Source organism: Nonomuraea sp. NPDC005983 (genome assembly GCF_040614375.1).
Taxonomy (GTDB): Bacteria; Actinomycetota; Actinomycetes; order Streptosporangiales; family Streptosporangiaceae; genus Nonomuraea.
Window position 1 is genome coordinate 12,549 of record NZ_JBEXUP010000079.1, and the last position, 17,200, is coordinate 29,748.

Genomic DNA, 17,200 nt, shown 5'->3' on the forward strand with positions numbered 1-17,200 from the left:
TCGATCTCACCCATGAACGAGCTTGTTGTAAAAGTATTCGCAGGCAATGCTTTCCACTTTGAATCGCTGCAAGTCCCGCTTGGTGCCGCGCTCGAAATAGAAGACCAGCCACGCTTTACCTTGCCGCCTCAGACACCAGGTATTGTCGTCTGGAGCCTCCAGGAGACGGTATCGGTCAGGGGTTACCCCGCTCTCTGCCAGCGCGTTCTTCAGTTCCAGGACATTCATCAGAACACAACTCTGATAGTGCCGCCCTTGAGCAGGTCGGCGATCGGCGTGGACATTTGGAAGCCTCCCTCGGGCCGACCCGGCCACCCCGAACAACTTCTGCGTGGGCCCCGAACGGCCGCATCACCTCACAAGTTGTACAGCGACGAGATTCAGCATCTATTGGAAAGGAACAAATTTCGACTGACGCGCCTGCAGGGAAGCGAAGCTCCAAAGGTGTTCTGTACGGCTCTTTGTCGTCACGATCGAACCGATCGTAACGCCCACTTACGGACCCTTCAAGCCCGTCGCCTCGGCCACAGATGGTTATCATCGCGGGGGCCACAGTCTCCAGCGTCGCAACCGGAATAAAGGCTCGCGAGAATATGCCAGGCGAGCAGGTCGTCGATTGTCAGGCTGTGCACACGCTGGATCGCGGTCCACTTCTGGACTGCGGCGACCTGGACATGGGTGCTTGCTGGGCTGGACGCCGAAGCACTCCTGTCGCGGCTACCTCGACACCGACGGCCACACCCTCCCCAGCGTGTGAAATCTACGGACGTCTCACCTTGTCATTACCAACTCGGCCTTTCGGCTCGTCGTCCACGGGCAGGGATGACTGAACCGGGGAGCTTGACGGACGGCATTCATATCGGAGGGTGGAATGCGGATTCGACGCAACCTGAGCAACCTCGCCGGAGCCGTGATGCTCGCCGTCGCCACCACGGCGGGCGGCCTCGCCGGCACTTCCTCGCCACCGTCGGCGCCAGAAGGGGCTCCGTTGCGTGACCCGCCACAACTGGTGAGCCACAACGGACACCTGCGGACGCGGCTGGTCGTGGAGCGGCGGCAGGTGGACGTGGCCGGCCGCAAGTTGTGGGCCCTGACCTACAACGGCCGCTTCATGCCGCCCACGCTACGGATCCGGCCAGGTGACAGGGTGGAGCTGGCGATGGAGAACCGGCTGGAGCCGTTCACCAACCTGCACGTGCACGGGCTGCACGTGTCACCGAGGGGCCACTCCGACAATGTGCTCATCCACCTCCGTCCCGGCCAGACGTTCCGTTACTCCTACCGCTTCCCCGACAACCTCGCACCCGGCACCTACTGGTATCACTCACACGCGCACCCGATCTCGGGGCCGCAGGTCGCCGGCGGGATGTCGGGCGTCATCGTCGTCAACGGGCTCAAGCGGTACCTGCCGCCGGGTTTGCGTGGCATCAAGGAGCGCGTCATCGCCCTCAAGGACTTCCAGGTCCAGGGCGACGCGGTGAAGACCAAGGATCTGCACATCAGCGCGCCGACCAACCGCACGGTCAACGGCCAGCTGAACCCGGCCATCCACATCCGGCCAGGGGAGATCCAGCTCTGGCGGCTGGCCAATGTGAGCGCCAACATCTACTACAAGGTCCACCTGCAGGGGCAGCGGTTCCAGGTCATCGCGCACGACGCCAACCCCGTCGACCGGATCTGGCCCGCCGACTCGCTCCTGCTCGCGGCCGGCGCCAGGTTCGACGTGCTGGTACGAGGCGGTCCGCCCGGACGCACCCAGCTGCAGACGCTCCCCTACAGCACCGGGCCCGCCGGTAACAACTTCCCGCAGGCGACCCTGGCCACCATGGTCTCCGAAGGCGCTCCGGTGCACCCGGAGGCGCTGCCCACGACCTTCGCGCCGACAGTGGACCTGAGCCACGCCGCCGTCGCCGCCCGGCGCACCATCGTGTTCTCCGAGAACACCGCCGGGACGAAGTACTACATCAACGGCAAGCAGTTCGACATGAACCGGGTGGACATCCGGTCGAAGCTGAACACGGTCGAGGAGTGGACCGTCCGCAACGACAGCAACGAGGAGCACTCCTTCCATGTCCACACCAACGACTTCCAGCTGATGAGCATCAACGGCCGGCGGCATCAGGGCCACGGCTGGCAGGACACCGCGAGCGTGCTCCCCAAGGGGCAGATCGTCGTCCGGATCCGCTTCGCCGACTACACCGGCAAGACCGTCCTGCACTGCCACATCCTCAACCACGAGGACGCGGGCATGATGGCGGTCCTTGAGATCGTCAAGTGAGCCGCTTCACGCTCTGTCAGGGCTGGGGAGCGGTGGGGGGCAGGCCGGTGGTGGGGGTGATGGTGGCGAGGAAGACGTCGCCGTTGCCGAGGGAGTCGCCGCCCGCCGGGGTGCCGTAGGTGAGGCCGGTGATCGCCACCTGGCCCGAGGCGGTGGTCGTGGCGTACAGGTTGGGTTCGGCGAACGGGTCCACGGCGTCGTCCCTGGCCGTCCCGAGCTGCGCGGACGCGCGCTGCTTGCCCCTGCCGTCCAGCCGGACCGTGAGGACGTCCGCGCCGCCCGCCGTCACGCCCACCCGGCCCCGCGTGTAGCCGGCGATCAAGACCTCCCCTCCCGGCAGGGGTGCCACTGCGGCGCCCTCGTCGGCGGCGGGAGTGGCGACGGTGGCGGTCCAGCTCTGCTCGCCCTTGGAGGTGTAGGCCGCCGCCCGCAGGTCGCCGCCGCTGGAGCCGGTGACGACCGCGAGGCCGGAGGTGGTGACGGCCACCGCGTTCAGCCGGTCGTCGGCGGTGCCGCCGACCGTGGTGGCCCAGCGGCGGGTCCCGTCCTGGTCGTAGGCGGCGAGCCAGCCGTCGAGGCCGCCGAGCGCGGCCGTCCCCGGCAGGGACGCGGTGGCGCTGCCTGTCACGTACAGGTTCGTGCCGTCGGTGGCCACGCCGTACGCCTTGTCCTCCCCGGCGCCGCCGTACTGGCGGACCCACGACAGCTCGCCGCCGGGTGTGAGGCGGGCCACCAGGGCGTCCTTGTCGCCGCTGTTGGGGCCGTCCAGGGCGCCCTTGGTGTATCCGGCCACGTAGGCGCCGCCGTCGGGGGCGGCCGCGAGGCCGTAGAGCCGGTCTGCGGCGGCGGGCGCGCCGAACTGGGTGATCCAGCGGACGGCTCCGTCGGCGTCGAGGCGGGCCACGAACGCGTCGTCGGTGGTGTTGCCCGGGTGGCGGCCGTCGAGGTCGCCCTTGGTGTACCCGGCGGCGAGCACTCCGCCGTCGGGCAGCGCCGCGACGCCGTACAGCCGCTCGTCGGCGGCGGTGCCGAGCTGCCTGGTCCAGCGGGTCGTGCCGCCGGAGGTGCGGGTCAGCACCGCGTCGAGGCGTCCGGCGTGCGGCTGGCCGTCGACGGGGCCGCCCGCCGCGAACCCGGTCGTGAGCGAGCCGTCGGCGTGCGCGGCGACGCCGCCCGCCCAGTCGGTCGCGGACGTGCCGAGCAGCGGAGCGGGCAGGCCGACGGCCGGGGTGGTGCTCAGGCCGGGGCCCAGCTCGGCCATGGCCTGTTCGAACGCGGGGGCCCAGACCGTCCAGTCGTGCCCTCCGTCGAGGACGCGCAGCTGCGCGGAGACGGTGGGTGACCGCCTGGCGGCGTTGTACAGGGCGGCGGACTCGAAGTCCAGGTCGTGGTGGGCGTCGGCGGGGTCGGGGTTGGCGTACTCGTCGTCGCCGACCGCGACGAACAGCCGCACGGGCAGGTCGGGGTCGAGCTTCGGCAGCAGGCTGGGGTAGCCGAGCTCGCGGTACACCTCGTCGGCGAACTTCTCGCCGCCGCGCCCGAACGCGCCGTAGTCGCGGGTGGAGGAGTCGGACGGCGGCAGCGGCGTGTAGACGGCCGGGCTGAGGACGACGGCGCCGCTGAACAGGTCCTGGTGGGCCAGCGCGTAGCGGAGCGCGCCCGCGCCGCCCATGGAGTAGCCGCCGACCAGGCGGGCCTCGCGGATCGCGGCCGTCCGGTAGGTCGCGTCGACGTGGCCGACGAGGTCGCGGGTCAGGGCCGTCTCGACCGGGCGTCCGGGCAGGTCGGCGCCGGTGTACCGGGAGTCGACGTACCAGCTGCCCCGCTCGCTCCACGGCGCGTCGGGCAGGACGGCGATGAGCGGCGGGATCCTCCTGGTCCTGATCATCTCGTCCAGGGTGTCCTTGACCCGGGTCCACGCCTGCATCGTGTCGCCCCGGCCGTGCAGCAGGTACAGCACGGGGTAGCGCTGGGCGCCGGTGTCGTAGCCGTACGGCAGGTAGACGTTGTACGCGATGCTCTCCCCCAGCGCCTGGGAGGGGGCGGATCGGGCCGTGACGGTTCCGGTCCTGGACGGCTGGACGCGGGCCTCGCCCGGCACGGCCAGCAGGAGGACGAGCGCCAGGGCCGCGAGCGCGCCGACGCCACCACCCCATCGAGTTACGGGCATCGACCGCTCCCTGTAAACGTTTACCGAACACGCGTCTGGTGTTTCCGGAGAGTTTCCTGGGACGCGTCGTGACATGTCAACCCATCCGTCTCGCGCCGACGGCGGAATCACGACAAGTCAGGACCTCGCGCGTACGCGCTGCGCTGACCCCCTGAAACGGCCCCGCCCCCACGTCCTGCCGCGCGGGGGCGGGGCCTCTCGCTAGGAGCCGCCCAGTATCCGGGCGGCGATCCCCCGGATGATCATCCGCTGGATCTTGCCCGTGGCGGTCTTCGGCAGCCCCTCAAGCACCAGCACCTCCCGGGGACGCTTGAACGAGGCCAGGCCCTCGCGGCAGAAGGCGACGAGCTCCCCGGCGTCGACCGTCGCGCCCGCCGCGGGCACCACGCACGCCACCGGCTTCTCCAGGCCGTCCGCGTCGGTGAAGGCGACGACCGCGCACTCGGCGACCGAGACGTGCTCCAGCAGCCGGGCCTCGACCTCCATGGGCGACACCCAGATGCCGCTCGCCTTGATCATGTCGTTGGACCGGCCCAGGCAGGTGAAGTAGCCGTCCCGGGAGCGGACGTAGGTGTCACCGGTGCGCAGCCACTCCCCCTGGAACACCTGGCGGGTGGTGGCCGTGCGGCACCAGTAGCCGGTCGCGATCGAGTCGCCCCTGACGTACAGGTCGCCGGGGTCGCCGTCCTTGACGGGCGCGCCCTCCGCGTCCAGCAGTCTGGCCTCGTAGCCGGGCACCTCCGTGCCGGACGTGCCCGGCCGGACCTGCCCCGGACGGTTGGAGATGAAGATGTGCAGGGCCTCGGTCGACCCGATGCCGTCGATGACGTCCACGCCGTGGCGGGCGGTGAACCGCCGGTAGATCTCGGGAGGCAGGGCCTCACCGGCCGAGACGGCGAGCCGCACGGACGCGAACGTGTCCGCGGGGAGGTCGGCGGCGAGCAGCGCGGCGAAGAACGTCGGGGCGGCGAAGAACAGGGTGGGCCGCTCCGCCCGCACCCGCTCCGCGACCCCGGCCGGGGTGGGCCTGGACGGTTCCAGGACGGTTGCGCCGCCCACGGACAGCGGGAAGAACAGCGAGTTGCCGATGCCGTAGGCGAAGAACAGCTTGGCGACGGAGAAGCACCGGTCCCCGGATGTGATGCCGAGGACCTGGCGGGCGTAGGCCTCGCAGACGCCCCTGACGCCGCCGTGCCGGTGCATGGCCGCCTTGGGCGCGCCGGTGGTGCCCGAGGTGTACAGCCAGAGCGCGGGCGAGTCGGCCCAGGTCGGGTAGGCGCCCTCCGCTCCGGACGCCCGCCCTGCGGCGAGGACGTCCGTCCAGGCCAGGACCGCGACACCGGCGTCCGGCTCGTGGCTGCCCGGCTCCTCGCCGCCCCGCTCACGGCCACCCGGCTCACGGCCGCCCCGCTCGTGGCTGGCCTGCTCGCGGCCGCCCGGCCTCTGGTCGCCTGCCAGGATCAGGGTGGCGACCTCCGGCGCTTGGCCGAGCGCGATGCTGACGGCGTCCGCGAACTCGGGGGTGGCGACCACCGTCCTGGCGCGGGCGTCGCGGAACAGCGCGCCCAGCTCGGCGCCGGTGCACATGGTGGAGACCGGCACGGCGACCGCGCCCATCCGCATCACGGCGAGGATGGTGGCGAGCGTCTCCGGCCGGTCGGACATGACCATCAGGACACGTTCCTCAGGCCTGATCCCGTGGATCCTGAGCCCGGCGGCGAGCTCCGCGACGAGTCCGGCCAGTTCGGCGTAACTGAGGGTCCCTGACGGTCCGGTGACGGCGGTGCGATCACCTAGGCCGGCCTCGACCTGGCGGTCGACGAGATAGACGCTGGCGTTGAACGACTCGGGGGTGTCGGGCATGGCCGTCCCTTATCTGCCGACGGGTGCATCCTAGGCAAATCCTCTACACAGAATTTATGCAGCGTCAATGACCTGTAGCATTCATGGGATACTTGCCGGTAGCTGCCACGAGAGGAGTCCCCGCCGGTCATGTCCCGCGCGCCCGTCCAGCCGTCCTACTCCCGCCGCCACCAGGCCGGGTCGGGGAGCGCCAGGTCGCTGCTGCTCACCGTCCTCGGCGAGTACGTGCTGCCGGGCGGCGAGCCGGCGTGGACGTCGACGTTGCTGCACGTCCTCGGCGGCCTGGGCGTGGAGGAGAAGTCGACCCGGCAGGCGTTGGCCAGGATGGCGGCCGACGGCTGGATCGTCGCCGAACGATCGGGGCGCCGGGTCCGCTGGTCGCTGACGCGTCCCGGGCGCGTCCTGCTCACCGAGGGGGCCGAGCGCATCTACTCCTTCGGCCGCGACCGCGACTCGTGGGACGGCCGATGGGTGGTGCTCGTCGTCACCGTCCCGGAGAGCAGGCGCGAGCTGCGCCACCAGCTGCGCACCCGGCTGACGTGGGCGGGCTTCGGCAGCCCCGCTCCCGGCGTGTGGGTCAGCCCGCACACCTCACGCGAGGGCGAGGCCAAGCAGGTCGTGACCGAACTGGGCCTGGACGTGGGCGCCCTGTCCTTCAACGGCCCGTACGGCGGCATCGGCTCCGAGCGCACCCTGGTGGAGCAGGCCTGGCACCTGGACGAGCTGGCCGCCGACTACGAGGGGTTCATCCAGGAGTTCGCGGGGCTGCGTCCGGAACCCGGCGACGCCACGCTGCTCGCCCAGATCCGCCTGGTGCACGAGTGGCGGCGCTTCCCCATGCTGGACCCGCAGCTGCCGCTGGACCTGCTGCCGCCCGGCTGGATCGGCGTCCGCGCGGCCAACGTCTTCGCCGACCTGCACCACGCCTGGCACGAGCCCGCCCAACGCCACTGGCGCACCCTGTCCCCACCCGCGACAGAGCCCGTAAGTCACGCCGACGCCCGCTCCGCATAGCACTTGCGCCTGCGCGCCCCCATCGCACCCGGCACCTGCCCGGCGCGTTCCACATGGTCGCCGCACAGCGCGGGAGCGGTCCACACGTTCCACGATTCCCCCAAGCGACGTCAAGAACTTGTAGCATGACCCTCGTGAACGGCACCCTGCGAATCGAAGAGGCGCCAGGCCGCCTGCTGGTCCGGCTCGACCGGCCACACGTGCGCAACGCGATCGACGCCGCCATGGTGGCCGACCTGCACGAGGTCTGCGCCGACCTGGAAGAAGACCCCCGGGTGCTGGTGCTCACCGGCGCGCCGGGCGTGTTCGCGGCCGGCGCCGACATCCGAGAGTTGCGGGAACGCGGCCGGGAGGACGCGCTCGCAGGCATCAACAGCGGCCTGTTCGACCGTGTCGCCCGGCTCCCGCTGCCGACCATCGCCGCCGTCGACGGCCCCGCGCTCGGCGGCGGAGCCGAGCTGGCCTACGCCTGCGACTTCCGCCTCGCGACCCCACGCGCCCGCTTCGGCAACCCGGAGACGGGTCTCGGCATCATGGCCGCGGCGGGAGCCTGCTGGCGGCTGCGCGATCTCGTGGGCGAACCGCTGGCCAAGGAGGTCCTGCTGGCGGGCCGTGTCCTGTCGGCCGCCGAAGCCGCCGAGGTGCGCCTGGTCAACGAGCTGGTGCCGGAGGAGGACCTGCTGGACGCGGCCAACAGGTGGGCCGACCGCATCCTCACCGGCGCGCCCCTCGCGCTGCGCCTGACCAAACTGGCCCTGGCGGCCCCACCGGGCGCGCATCCGCGCTTCGACGACGTCGCCCAGGCCGTCCTCTTCGAAACCGACGAGAAACGCCGGCGCATGACCGCCTTCCTCGACCGCCGCAACCGCCCCGACCACTGAGCCCGCCCGACCTGAGCGGCCCAACCCCAGACAGTGGCCGTACTGCGGGCCCGAACGACTCCGTGCTGCTCTCCGATCGGGGACGCCTACTCCGCGCGACAGCGGCTTCCTCGCATCTCCCGGCTACGCCCCTTGCGCGGCGGCCCAGTCGCGGATGGCCTGGATGCTCTCGTTGGTGAGATCCGTGTCGTCCACGTCCTGCGGAACGATCCAGCGAGCTGAGGCGTGCTCGGCCGACAGCGTCACCGGCCGTCCGTCGTGGGCGAGGCCGAAGGTGAACTGGCGCGCCCTGCGCCCGGACCCGGACACGTAGTCGAAGTGCGTGACGAAGCCGACGTCGAGGACGAGCGGGCCGGTCCAGCCGATCTCTTCGGCGAGTTCCCGCCGCAACGCGGCGAGCAGGCCCTCGCCGTCCTCGACGCCGCCCGAGGGCAGTTCCTCGATGCCGGGCAGGAAATCATCGGTGGCGGAGCGGCGCAGGATCAGAACCCGGCCACCGGAGTGGACGACAGCGCCGGCCACGACCTTGGTGATGCCGTCCTGGCCGGCGTCGTCGAGCAACTGCTGGAAATCGAGGTTCACGGTGTGAGGGTAGAGCGCCTGATCGGAGTGCGCATGTGGGCTCGCGCAGCGCCCGGGACGGCCTGGCCCTTGGCCGAGAAGGGCCAGGCCGCATGCGCGACCGCCTGGACACGGTCAAGCAGGCAGGAGTCCGAGTAGGTGGGCCGTAGCGGTGAGTAGCGCGGCGAGGGCCGTGATGACGGCTGCGATCGTCGTCGGTGCGACAGCGGAGAGTCGCCGGATCGCGTAGTAGGTCAGCCAGAGAACGGCGAGGATGACGCTTGCGGCGTACAGAAGAGACAGCTGGGACATTGGTGTGCCCCCTTCCGGACACGGGGAAAGCCCCCTTTTGACTGCTTCGCGGAGCTATATCGACAATGTCCGTATTTGTGACGGTTGGTACTTGACCGACTACAGATTGTCGATGTAGAAACTGTACGCCTGAAGATCCGGGCGAGTGTGTCACCACACGAGACGAAATCCGAGAAGTTCTCTGGAGCCACCTTTTGATTACTCTGCGCATTCAGTCGCGAGCAGAGGGTATTGTCGAAGACCGGCGCTGACTCTTCGCGGAGCTCTTTGCCCTGCGGTGACGGCGGCCGGGGTGGTATCCGGCCCCTCACCCTCTGTTACACCCCCTCAAGTCGCAGAACCCGACCAAGGGCTGAGCGCGTCCGCCGGTCCCGGCCATCGCCGCCAGGCGGCGGGCGAGCAGGGCGACGGCTTCTCGCAGCTCTGGAGCGGACGCCGGGATGTGTGGCGCATCGCCGCCTTTGTCGTCAAAGTGCCGCTGCTGGAGTTCGACGCCACGCCTCCCGGCGGCGCCCCGGAGGGGCCGGCCGGCGGGTGGTGGTACATCCTGCTGCTCAGCGTGGTCAGCGAGGCGGTGGCCTTCCTCGCCGTCGGGCTGGTCAGCGAGTGGGGCGAGGCGTGGCCGCGCTGGGTACCGGTCCTGCGCGGCCGCCGGGTGCCGGTCATGGCCGCCGTCATCCCCGCGGGCCTCGGCGCCCTCGCGTTGCTGATCTTTCCGTACGCGATGATCATGATCAGCTTCGGGATGAAGATCAACGGGGATCCCGGCGGGATGGTCACGAACGGCTGGCAGACGGTGATCTTCAACGTCATGTACTGGCCGCTGGCGGCCTGGAGCCCTCTGCTCGCCCTGGTGACCGTGCACTACTACCGCCGCCGCACCACCTCGCCCCGCGACCTCGCCGCGGAATCGCGTCGCCAGGACGGCCCGGGGCGTGTTCGGAGTGCAGACCTCTAGCGTTACTCGCCGGGGTCGTGGTCGGTGAGCGTGTCGGCCCATCGCTGGGACCATTGCACGAGTGGGCGCAGCGCTTGGTACGCGTCCTCGCCAAGGGATGTGAGGGCGTAGCGCCTGTCGTCCGCTTGGCGGATCAGGCCCGCTTCGGCCAGTTCGAGAAGCCGTTGGCGCAGCACGCTGGAGGACATGCCGTCGCAGCGCTGCTGTAGCGAGCGAAAACCTGACGGGCCGTCGTGGAGCTCCCAGACGATCTGCAGGCTCCAGCGCCTCCCGAACAGGTCGAGCGCTGCCATCGACCTGCCCATTGTTCAGGCCCCGGTCGGCTCGGCCGTCACGCCTGAACTCGTCGCGGCTGTCTCGAACGCCGGAGGGCTGGGGTCGATATCGTGGTCGCGCAGGGCTGGGAGGCCGGAGGACACGTCCGAGGCCAGATCACCACGATGGCGCTCATCCCGGCGGTGGTGGACGCGGTAGGAGCGGTACCGGTCATCGCCGCCGGCGGCATCGGCGACGGGCGCGGACTGGCCGCCGTGCTCGCCCTGGGCGCTCAGGCGGGCTGGCTGGGCACGCGGTTCCTGACGGCCGAGGAGGCAGCCACCCATCGGGTCTACCGCCAGGCCATAGTCGACGCGGCCGGGCAGGACGCCGTACACACCCGTTGCTTCGACGGCGGCTGGCCGAACGCTCCTCACCGGACCATCCGCAACGCCACCATCGCCAGGTGGGAGGCCGCCGGATGCCCGGCGGCCCCGCACCGGCCCGGCGAGAAAGAGGTGGTCGCCACCGATGCCCACGGCCGTACCCACCTGCGCTACAGCGACATGATTCCCATCCCCGGCATGACCGGAGACCCCGCGGCCTTGGCTCTCTACGCCGGTCAGGCGGTCGGCCTCATCCACGGCCAGGCCCCGGCCAGGCAGATCGTGACGACGATCACCTCTCAAGCCGGGCACCTGCTCAGCAAAGCCACCAGATAGCCCATGCCGGCCCACCGACGAATAGCGCGCGCCGCGCACTCGCTGCCGAGGCATTCACCATGCGTCCGGCCGGGCAGAGGTCGGGCCTTGGCCCGAAGGGAAGGCCGCCTGAGCCGGTGGGCGCGAAGCGCCGCTTGCGAAGGCCTTTGCGCCTGGAAAGGTCTCAGAAATGGACGTACTCGTAGTCGAAGGGCCGGCCGTTGATGCCGTTGCGGGGCGGGGCGACCCAGGCTGCGATTTTGCCCGGTTCGTAGACGGGACGCATCAGGGACTGGACGTGGAGCTTGTCGTCGGCCGTCGGCAGCCAGCGTGACCTGCCCGCCTCCCAGGTGGCCTGGTCCACCAGGCGGCCGTCTGGGGTGAGGTGGTGGGCGGCGAAGGCACCGACATGCCGGTTGAAGCCGAGGTGCGGCAGGCTCAGCCTGGTGTCCACGCCGTGGTCGGCGAGGATGCGGTTCCAGCGGGTGACGCCGTTGCGGCAGTCGGCGGCGTACTCGGCGCGCAGGTCGGCGTTGAGCGCTGTCAGCGCCGGCACGTGGACGTCCACCAGGCGGCCGTGCTCCACCTGCTGGATGGCGGCGGTCGCCTCGGTGAGCTGGTGGTCGTCCTTGCGGCGTTCTTCCTGCCAGCGTCCTTTGAGGCCGGCGGTGTAGTAGTTCGCCACGTTGGTCGAGGTCTCTCCGCCGAACAGGTCCAGGCTCACGCTGTAGTGGAAGTTGATGTACTTCTGGATGACATCGAGCGATATACCGCCAAATTTCCGGATGTCGTCGGTGTCGTGGTCCCGCATGAGCTGGGCGGTCCGTTCCACCACGCGGTCCACGCCGGTGGTGCCCACGAACATGTGGTGGGCCTCCTCCTTCAGCATGAACTCGCAGGTACGGCTGAGCGGGTCGAACGCCGACTCCTTCAGGGTGCCGAGCTGGTACTTGCCGTCGCGGTCCGTGAAGTAGGTGAACATGTAGAACGACAGCCAGTCAGGGGTCTCCTCGTTGAACGCGCCCAGGATGCGGGGAGAGTCCTCGCTGCCGGAGTTGCGGAGCAGGAGGGCTTCGGCCTCGTCCCGTCCCGTACGTCCGAAGTAGGCGTGCAGCAGGTAGACCATCGCCCACAGGTGGCGGCCCTCCTCCACGTTGACCTGGAACAGGTTGCGCAGGTCGTACAGCGAAGGGGCGGTCAGCCCGAGGCGGCGCTGCTGCTCGACGCTGGCCGGCTCGGTGTCGCCCTGCACCACGATCAGCCGTTGCAGCTCAGCCCGGTACTCGCCCGGCACCTGCTGCCAGACCGGGCGGCCCTTGTTCTGGCCGAACGCGATGCGCCGGTCGGTGTCGCGCTCTGCCAGGAAGATCCCCCACCGGTACTCGGGCAGCGCGACGTGCCCGAAGTGGGCCCAGCCCTCCCGGCCGACCGCCACGGCGGTGCGCAGGTAGACGTCCTGAGTGGGCAGGGTCGGGCCCATCTCGCCCCACCACTGCAGGAAGCGGGGCTGCCAGGACTCCAGGGCCCGCTGCAACCGGCGGTCGTCGGCGAGGTTGACGTTGTTGGGGATGCGCTCGCTGTAGTCGATGGACATGTCGTCAGACCCGCTTCCTGTCGAAGACGGCTCGCTGACCGGTCCCGTAGCGCCGCAGGGCACCCTCGGGGCCGGAGGCGTTGGGACGGTTGAAGATCCAGTTCTGCCAGGCCGTGAGCCGTGCGAAGATCTTCGTTTCCAGCGTCTCGGGGCCGGCGAAGCGCAGATTGGCCTCCATGCCGGTCAGCGCGTCGGGGCTGAGGGCGGCGCGTTCCTCCAGGGCGATGCGGATCTCGTCGTCCCAGTCGAGGTCGTCGGGGGCGAACGTCACCAGGCCCAGCTCCAGCGCCTCCGCCGCGTCGATCGCCCGGCCCGTCTCCTGGCGCAGCCCGGCCAGCCGCTCGGGGTCGCCGTGGTACCGGGTGGCGAGCCTGGACAGGCCGTTGCCCATCGGGTACGTCCCGAAGTTGGAGGACCCGGTGAGCGTGATCCGGGCCGGTTCGCCTTCCTGGTCGTCCAGCATGTACTGGCGGTCGCAGGCCAGGGCCAGTTCCAGCAGCGGCCCGGCGAAGCAGCTGCCGGGCTCGATCAGCGCGATCAGGCTGCGGCTGGTGACGTCGAGCCGTTTGAGCGTGCGCTTGTAGTAGTGGCGGATCTCGCGCGGCAGCCAGCCGTCGCCGTCGAGGAGCGGCTCGTAGGACAGGACGCGACCGGGGTCGCCCTCGGTCCTGATCACCCACGTGCCCAGTTCCAGCTCGTTGGTGCGGAGCCGCAGGATCAGGTCGTCCAGTTCGCGGGTCATCGCCAGCGGCCAGAATCCGGTGTCCAGCTCGCGGACGGCCACCGCGTCCTCGCGCGGGCCGCTGACCGTGATCGTCACCAGCCCGGACGCGCGGTCCAGCTCGGCCCTGACCGACGAGTACGTGATCGTGTCGGCGTCCTGCTCGCGGCTGAGCGGCGTGAGCGCGATCCCCTTGGCGTCCGCGGGACGGTCCGAGCGGGCGGCGGCCTCGGCGGCGCGCTGCCGCACGGTCTCCTCGAAGCGGCTGCGGGGGACGGCCTCGTCCACCAGGCGCCAGGTCACGGCGGTGCTCCCGCGCACGCCCTCGCTTCTGGTGGCGAAGACGTCGGCCAGGTCGCGGCGCACCCCGCGCTTGTCGACCAGCCGGGTGAGCCCGCCGGTGCCGGGCAGCACGGCCAGCAGCGGCACCTCCGGCAGGGACACCGCCGACGAGCCGTCGTCGACCAGGATGATCCGGTCGCAGGCCAGGGCCAGTTCGTAGCCGCCACCGGCCGCCGTGCCGTTCACCGCGGCGAGGTAGGTCTGCCCGGAGTGCTCGGTCGCGTCCTCGATGCCGTTGCGGGTCTCGTTGGTGAACTTGCAGAAGTTCACCTTCCAGGCGTGCGGGGAGCTCGCCAGCATCCGGATGTTCGCGCCCGCGCAGAACACCCTCTCCAGGCCGCCGGTGACGACGACCGCGCGGACCTCGGGATGCTCGAAGCGGAGCCGCTGCACGGCGTCGTACAGCTCGATGTCCACGCCCAGGTCGTAGGAGTTGGCTTTCAGCTCGTAGCCCGGCCTCAGCCCGCCGCCCTCGTCGACCTGGAGGACCAGGCGGGCGATCTCGCCGTCGAGCTCGATCCGGAGGTGGCGGTAGCGGGCGGGGTCGGTGTCGAAGGACACCTCGGGCGCCGCCACGGCTTCGGTAACGGACATCACGCCGCCTTCCTGGTCTGCGCTCCCTTCTCATTCTCGACATGTTCATCTCGCGACGTCAATGGAGTGTAGTGTTTCTAGCCGACGTGGACGTGCGGCCTGCGTTCCGGGTCGGGCTCGGCCTGGCGCAGCACCTCGCGCGTCACCGGTGGCACGTCGCCGCCGCCGAAGACCAGGTAGCGCAGCATCGCCAGGATCGGGTTGCCCTCGGCCCAGTGGAAGTAGATGTGCGGCACGCCGCCGGTGCGGTCGCGCAGGTAGAGCAGCAGCGCGGCCAGCGAGTTCGGCACCGCCGAGCTCTCGATGCGCAGGATCTTGTGCCCGTACCGCTCATCGCCCTGGACGTGCAGCTCGGTCTCGAACTCCGAGGCGTCCGAGACCGACACCTCGACGAACATGATCGGCTCGGAGCTGCGCAGGCGGTGGTTGAGCCAGGTCTCGCGGAGCTTGTCGTTGTACTCACGCTGGTCGCGCTCCTGCGGCTCGTTGGCGATCAGGTGGATGTCGCCCCACGCCTCGTTGACGAACTCCTCCGCCAGCGGGTCCAGGTGCACGTCGGTGACGCGCAGCTCGGTGGAGCGGGTGGCCCGCGAGATCAGCGACGTGACGATGATGGCCGCGATGAAGAACGAGGCGATCTTGACCCCGTCGGGACGCTCGATGACGTTGCCGACCAGCGTGTACGCCAGGACCGCCGCGATCAGGCCGAACCCGGCCGTCGCCCCGCGTTGGCCCTTGTCCCTGGCGGAGAGGGTCACCGCTACCGCGGCCGACAGCATGACCACCAGCACGCCGGTGGCGTACGCGCCGCCCTGCGCGTCCACGCTCGCCCGGAAGATGATCGTGATCGCGCACCCGATGACCGAGAACACCAGCACGAGCGGGCGCACCGCGCCCGTCCACTCCGGCGCCATGCCGTACCGGGGCAGGTACCGCGGCACCAGGTTGATCAGGCCCGCCAGCGCCGAGGCCCCGGCGAACCAGAGGATCGCGATCGTGCTCACGTCGTACGCGGTGCCGAACCAGTTGCCCAGATAGGCGTGGGCCAGGTACGCCAGGGCGCGGCCGTTCGCCCTGCCGCCTGCCGCGAACTCGTGGTGCGGGATGAGCACCGTGGTCACGAAGCTGGAGGAGATCAGGAAGACGCTCATGATCACGGCGGCCGTGGTGAGCAGCCTCCTGGCGCCGTGGATCCGCTGCTGGACGTCGCCCTCGACCACCGGCATCACCGCCACGCCGGTCTCGAACCCGGACATGCCCAGCGCGAGCTTGGGCATCACCAGGAGCGACAGCCCGATCATCGCCAGCGGGCTGCTGTAGCTCGTGGTCAGCGCCTGTTTCCAGTTCACGACGGCGCCCGGCAGCTCCAGGACGTGCACGATCGCGGCGGCCACCACCACCGCGTTCAGCCCCAGATAGACGAAGACCAGCACGACCGCGATGCCGATCGCCTCGGTGAACCCCATCAGGAACACCCCGCCGAGCAGCGCCAGCAGGACGAGCGTGACCAGCACCCGCTGCCCCTGCAGGAAGCCGGGGACAAACGGGTTCTCCAGGATGTGCGCGGTGGCGTCGGCCGCCGACAGCGTCATCGTGATCACGAAGTCCGTGGCCGCGAACCCGAGCAGGGCCAGCACGAAGAACTTGCCCCACCACTGCGGGACGAGCTTCTCCAGCATCGCGATCGAGCCCTGCCCGTACGGGCTCTCCGCGGCCACCCGCCGGTAGACCGGCAGCGCGCCCAGCAACGTCAGCGCCACCAGGAACAGAGTGGCCAGCGGCGACAGCAGCCCGGCCGCCAGCGCCGCGATCCCCGGCTGGTAGCCCAGCGTGGAGAAGTAGTCGACGCCGGTCAGGCACATCACCCGCCACCACGGGTGCTTCACGTGCGGGCCGTGCTCGATCTGCTTACGGTCGGTCTGCAGACCCTCCAACAGCCATGACCGCAGCGTTCCTTCCGTCGGCCCCGGCCGCCCCGCCAGCACCATTCCGGCCACCCCCACATCAAAGGCCGCAAGGCACCTTACTCACGCCAGGAGGGGGAAACGGCCGGTGAGAGCGTCAAGAACCGGTCAATATCACGGCAGTTCGATCTTCCCGACCGGGACGACCTCGTTGACCAGGACGCCGATCTCGGCGATGCCGATCTCCACCCGGTCGCCGGGCAGCAGGGTGAACTCCTGGCCCGGCACCAGGCAGGTGCCGGTCGACAGGATCACCCCGCGAGGGTGCCGATCCGCCACGAAGAGGTACTCCACCAGCTCCTCGATGCGCCTGTGCAGGTCGGCCGTGCTCGCGGACCCCGACCAGGCGACCTCGCCGCCACGCGAGATGGACATCTCGATCGCGAGGTCGTAGGGGTCGGCGACCTCCCAGACCGGGCGGATCCCCGGCCCCATCGCGGTCGCCCCCAGGTACATCTTGGCCTGCGGGAGGTACAGCGGGTTCTCCCCCTCGATCGAGCGGGAGCTGACGTCGTCGCAGACGGTGTAGCCGACGATCTCGCCGCTGGCCGCCACCACCACGGCCAGTTCGGGCTCGGGGACGTCCCAGGTGGAGTCGGGGCGCACGCCGATCGTCCGGCCCGGGCCGCGGACCCGCCACCCCACCGACTTGAAGAACAGCTCGGGCCGCTCGGCTTCGTAGACCCGCTGGTAGATGTCGGGCTGGGTGCTCTCCTCGACCCTGGCCTCGCGGGAGCGCCGGTAGGTGACACCGGCGGCCCACACCTCGGTGTCGGGGTCCACGGGCGCGGCGGGCGACACCTCGCCGAGCTCGCCGGACGCGCTCTCCAGCAGGTCGCGGAAGTGGCCGAGGTCGGCGGAGAGCGCCTCGCCGAGCGAGAAGCCGTCAGGCAGGGGACGGTCGCCGGTTTCGGTGCGGACGGCCCAGAGAGCGGAGCCCGCGCAGCGGACGAGATGCATGGGTGCCTTCCTGTCGGGGGCGAAAGGTCTGC

Annotated in this window: 15 protein-coding genes and 1 pseudogene; 6 read left to right on the top strand and 10 right to left on the bottom strand. The window is 70.3% G+C overall.

The features are described from left to right. Window positions 1–6: 6 nt before the first annotated feature. Entirely contained in the window at window positions 7–228 is a 222-nt protein-coding gene (locus tag ABZ297_RS29380; protein ID WP_355352453.1) for a hypothetical protein, read from the bottom strand. 643 nt (window positions 229–871) lie between these two features. On the opposite strand from ABZ297_RS29380, the gene ABZ297_RS29385 reads away from it, so the two are divergent. Next, window positions 872–2,278 carry a multicopper oxidase family protein gene (locus tag ABZ297_RS29385; RefSeq protein ID WP_355352374.1) on the top strand — a complete coding sequence of 469 codons (1,407 nt, stop codon included), beginning with the start codon at window positions 872–874 and terminating at the stop codon, window positions 2,276–2,278. A gap of 16 nt (window positions 2,279–2,294) precedes the next feature. Here ABZ297_RS29385 and ABZ297_RS29390 read toward each other — a convergent pair whose 3' ends face one another. Further along, window positions 2,295–4,448: an alpha/beta hydrolase-fold protein gene (locus ABZ297_RS29390; RefSeq protein ID WP_355352377.1), complete on the bottom strand. Its 2,154-nt coding sequence runs from the start codon at window positions 4,446–4,448 to the stop codon at window positions 2,295–2,297. Between the two features lie 201 nt (window positions 4,449–4,649). Further along, window positions 4,650–6,311 (bottom strand): benzoate-CoA ligase family protein, encoded by a 1,662-nt coding sequence (locus tag ABZ297_RS29395; protein WP_355352380.1) that lies wholly within the window; start codon window positions 6,309–6,311, stop codon window positions 4,650–4,652. A 129-nt stretch (window positions 6,312–6,440) separates the two neighbouring features. Between ABZ297_RS29395 and ABZ297_RS29400 the strand changes: the two genes are divergently transcribed. Both ABZ297_RS29400 and ABZ297_RS29405 read left to right on the top strand, forming a co-directional pair. Continuing rightward, window positions 6,441–7,325, top strand: a complete 885-nt coding sequence (locus tag ABZ297_RS29400; RefSeq protein WP_355352383.1) for a PaaX family transcriptional regulator C-terminal domain-containing protein — start codon at window positions 6,441–6,443, stop codon at window positions 7,323–7,325. Window positions 7,326–7,450: 125 nt separating this feature from the next. Then, window positions 7,451–8,206, top strand: a complete 756-nt coding sequence (locus tag ABZ297_RS29405; protein ID WP_355352386.1) for an enoyl-CoA hydratase/isomerase family protein — start codon at window positions 7,451–7,453, stop codon at window positions 8,204–8,206. Window positions 8,207–8,329: 123 nt separating this feature from the next. Here ABZ297_RS29405 and ABZ297_RS29410 read toward each other — a convergent pair whose 3' ends face one another. Both ABZ297_RS29410 and ABZ297_RS29415 read right to left on the bottom strand, forming a co-directional pair. Continuing rightward, window positions 8,330–8,788, bottom strand: a complete 459-nt coding sequence (locus ABZ297_RS29410) for an NUDIX domain-containing protein (protein WP_355352389.1) — start codon at window positions 8,786–8,788, stop codon at window positions 8,330–8,332. Window positions 8,789–8,902: 114 nt separating this feature from the next. Beyond that, the gene (locus tag ABZ297_RS29415; RefSeq protein WP_355352392.1) at window positions 8,903–9,079 is read right to left on the bottom strand and encodes a hypothetical protein; all 177 of its coding nucleotides are present in this window, start codon (window positions 9,077–9,079) and stop codon (window positions 8,903–8,905) included. Window positions 9,080–9,521: 442 nt separating this feature from the next. Here ABZ297_RS29415 and ABZ297_RS29420 point away from each other — a divergent pair, with 442 nt between their 5' ends. After that, window positions 9,522–10,037, top strand: coding sequence for a hypothetical protein (locus tag ABZ297_RS29420; RefSeq protein ID WP_355352395.1), 516 nt, complete (start codon window positions 9,522–9,524; stop codon window positions 10,035–10,037). A 2-nt stretch (window positions 10,038–10,039) separates the two neighbouring features. Here the strand turns inward: ABZ297_RS29420 and ABZ297_RS29425 are convergent, their stop codons facing one another. Beyond that, window positions 10,040–10,330, bottom strand: coding sequence for a helix-turn-helix domain-containing protein (locus tag ABZ297_RS29425; protein ID WP_355352398.1), 291 nt, complete (start codon window positions 10,328–10,330; stop codon window positions 10,040–10,042). Here ABZ297_RS29425 and ABZ297_RS29430 point away from each other — a divergent pair. Then, a complete protein-coding gene (locus tag ABZ297_RS29430) occupies window positions 10,224–10,511 on the top strand; it encodes a nitronate monooxygenase (RefSeq protein WP_355352401.1) in 288 nt (95 codons plus the stop codon). The genes ABZ297_RS29425 and ABZ297_RS29430 overlap by 107 nt on opposite strands. After that, window positions 10,418–11,014 (top strand): annotated as a pseudogene (locus ABZ297_RS29435) (nitronate monooxygenase); the annotation flags it as partial. The gene ABZ297_RS29430 and the pseudogene ABZ297_RS29435, both read left to right, overlap by 94 nt. Window positions 11,015–11,177: 163 nt before the next feature. On the opposite strand, the gene boxB reads toward ABZ297_RS29435, so the two are convergent. The 4 genes from boxB to ABZ297_RS29455 all read right to left on the bottom strand — a co-directional run bounded on the left by boxB (window position 11,178) and on the right by ABZ297_RS29455 (window position 17,168). Further along, window positions 11,178–12,587, bottom strand: coding sequence for a benzoyl-CoA 2,3-epoxidase subunit BoxB (gene boxB, locus ABZ297_RS29440; RefSeq protein WP_355352404.1), 1,410 nt, complete (start codon window positions 12,585–12,587; stop codon window positions 11,178–11,180). Between the two features lie 4 nt (window positions 12,588–12,591). Next, window positions 12,592–14,244, bottom strand: coding sequence for a 2,3-epoxybenzoyl-CoA dihydrolase (gene boxC / locus ABZ297_RS29445; protein WP_355352406.1), 1,653 nt, complete (start codon window positions 14,242–14,244; stop codon window positions 12,592–12,594). A gap of 77 nt (window positions 14,245–14,321) precedes the next feature. After that, window positions 14,322–16,178 (bottom strand): amino acid transporter, encoded by a 1,857-nt coding sequence (locus ABZ297_RS29450; protein ID WP_355352409.1) that lies wholly within the window; start codon window positions 16,176–16,178, stop codon window positions 14,322–14,324. A gap of 144 nt (window positions 16,179–16,322) precedes the next feature. Beyond that, a complete protein-coding gene (locus tag ABZ297_RS29455; RefSeq protein ID WP_355352412.1) occupies window positions 16,323–17,168 on the bottom strand; it encodes a fumarylacetoacetate hydrolase family protein in 846 nt (281 codons plus the stop codon). Window positions 17,169–17,200 lie beyond the last annotated feature (32 nt).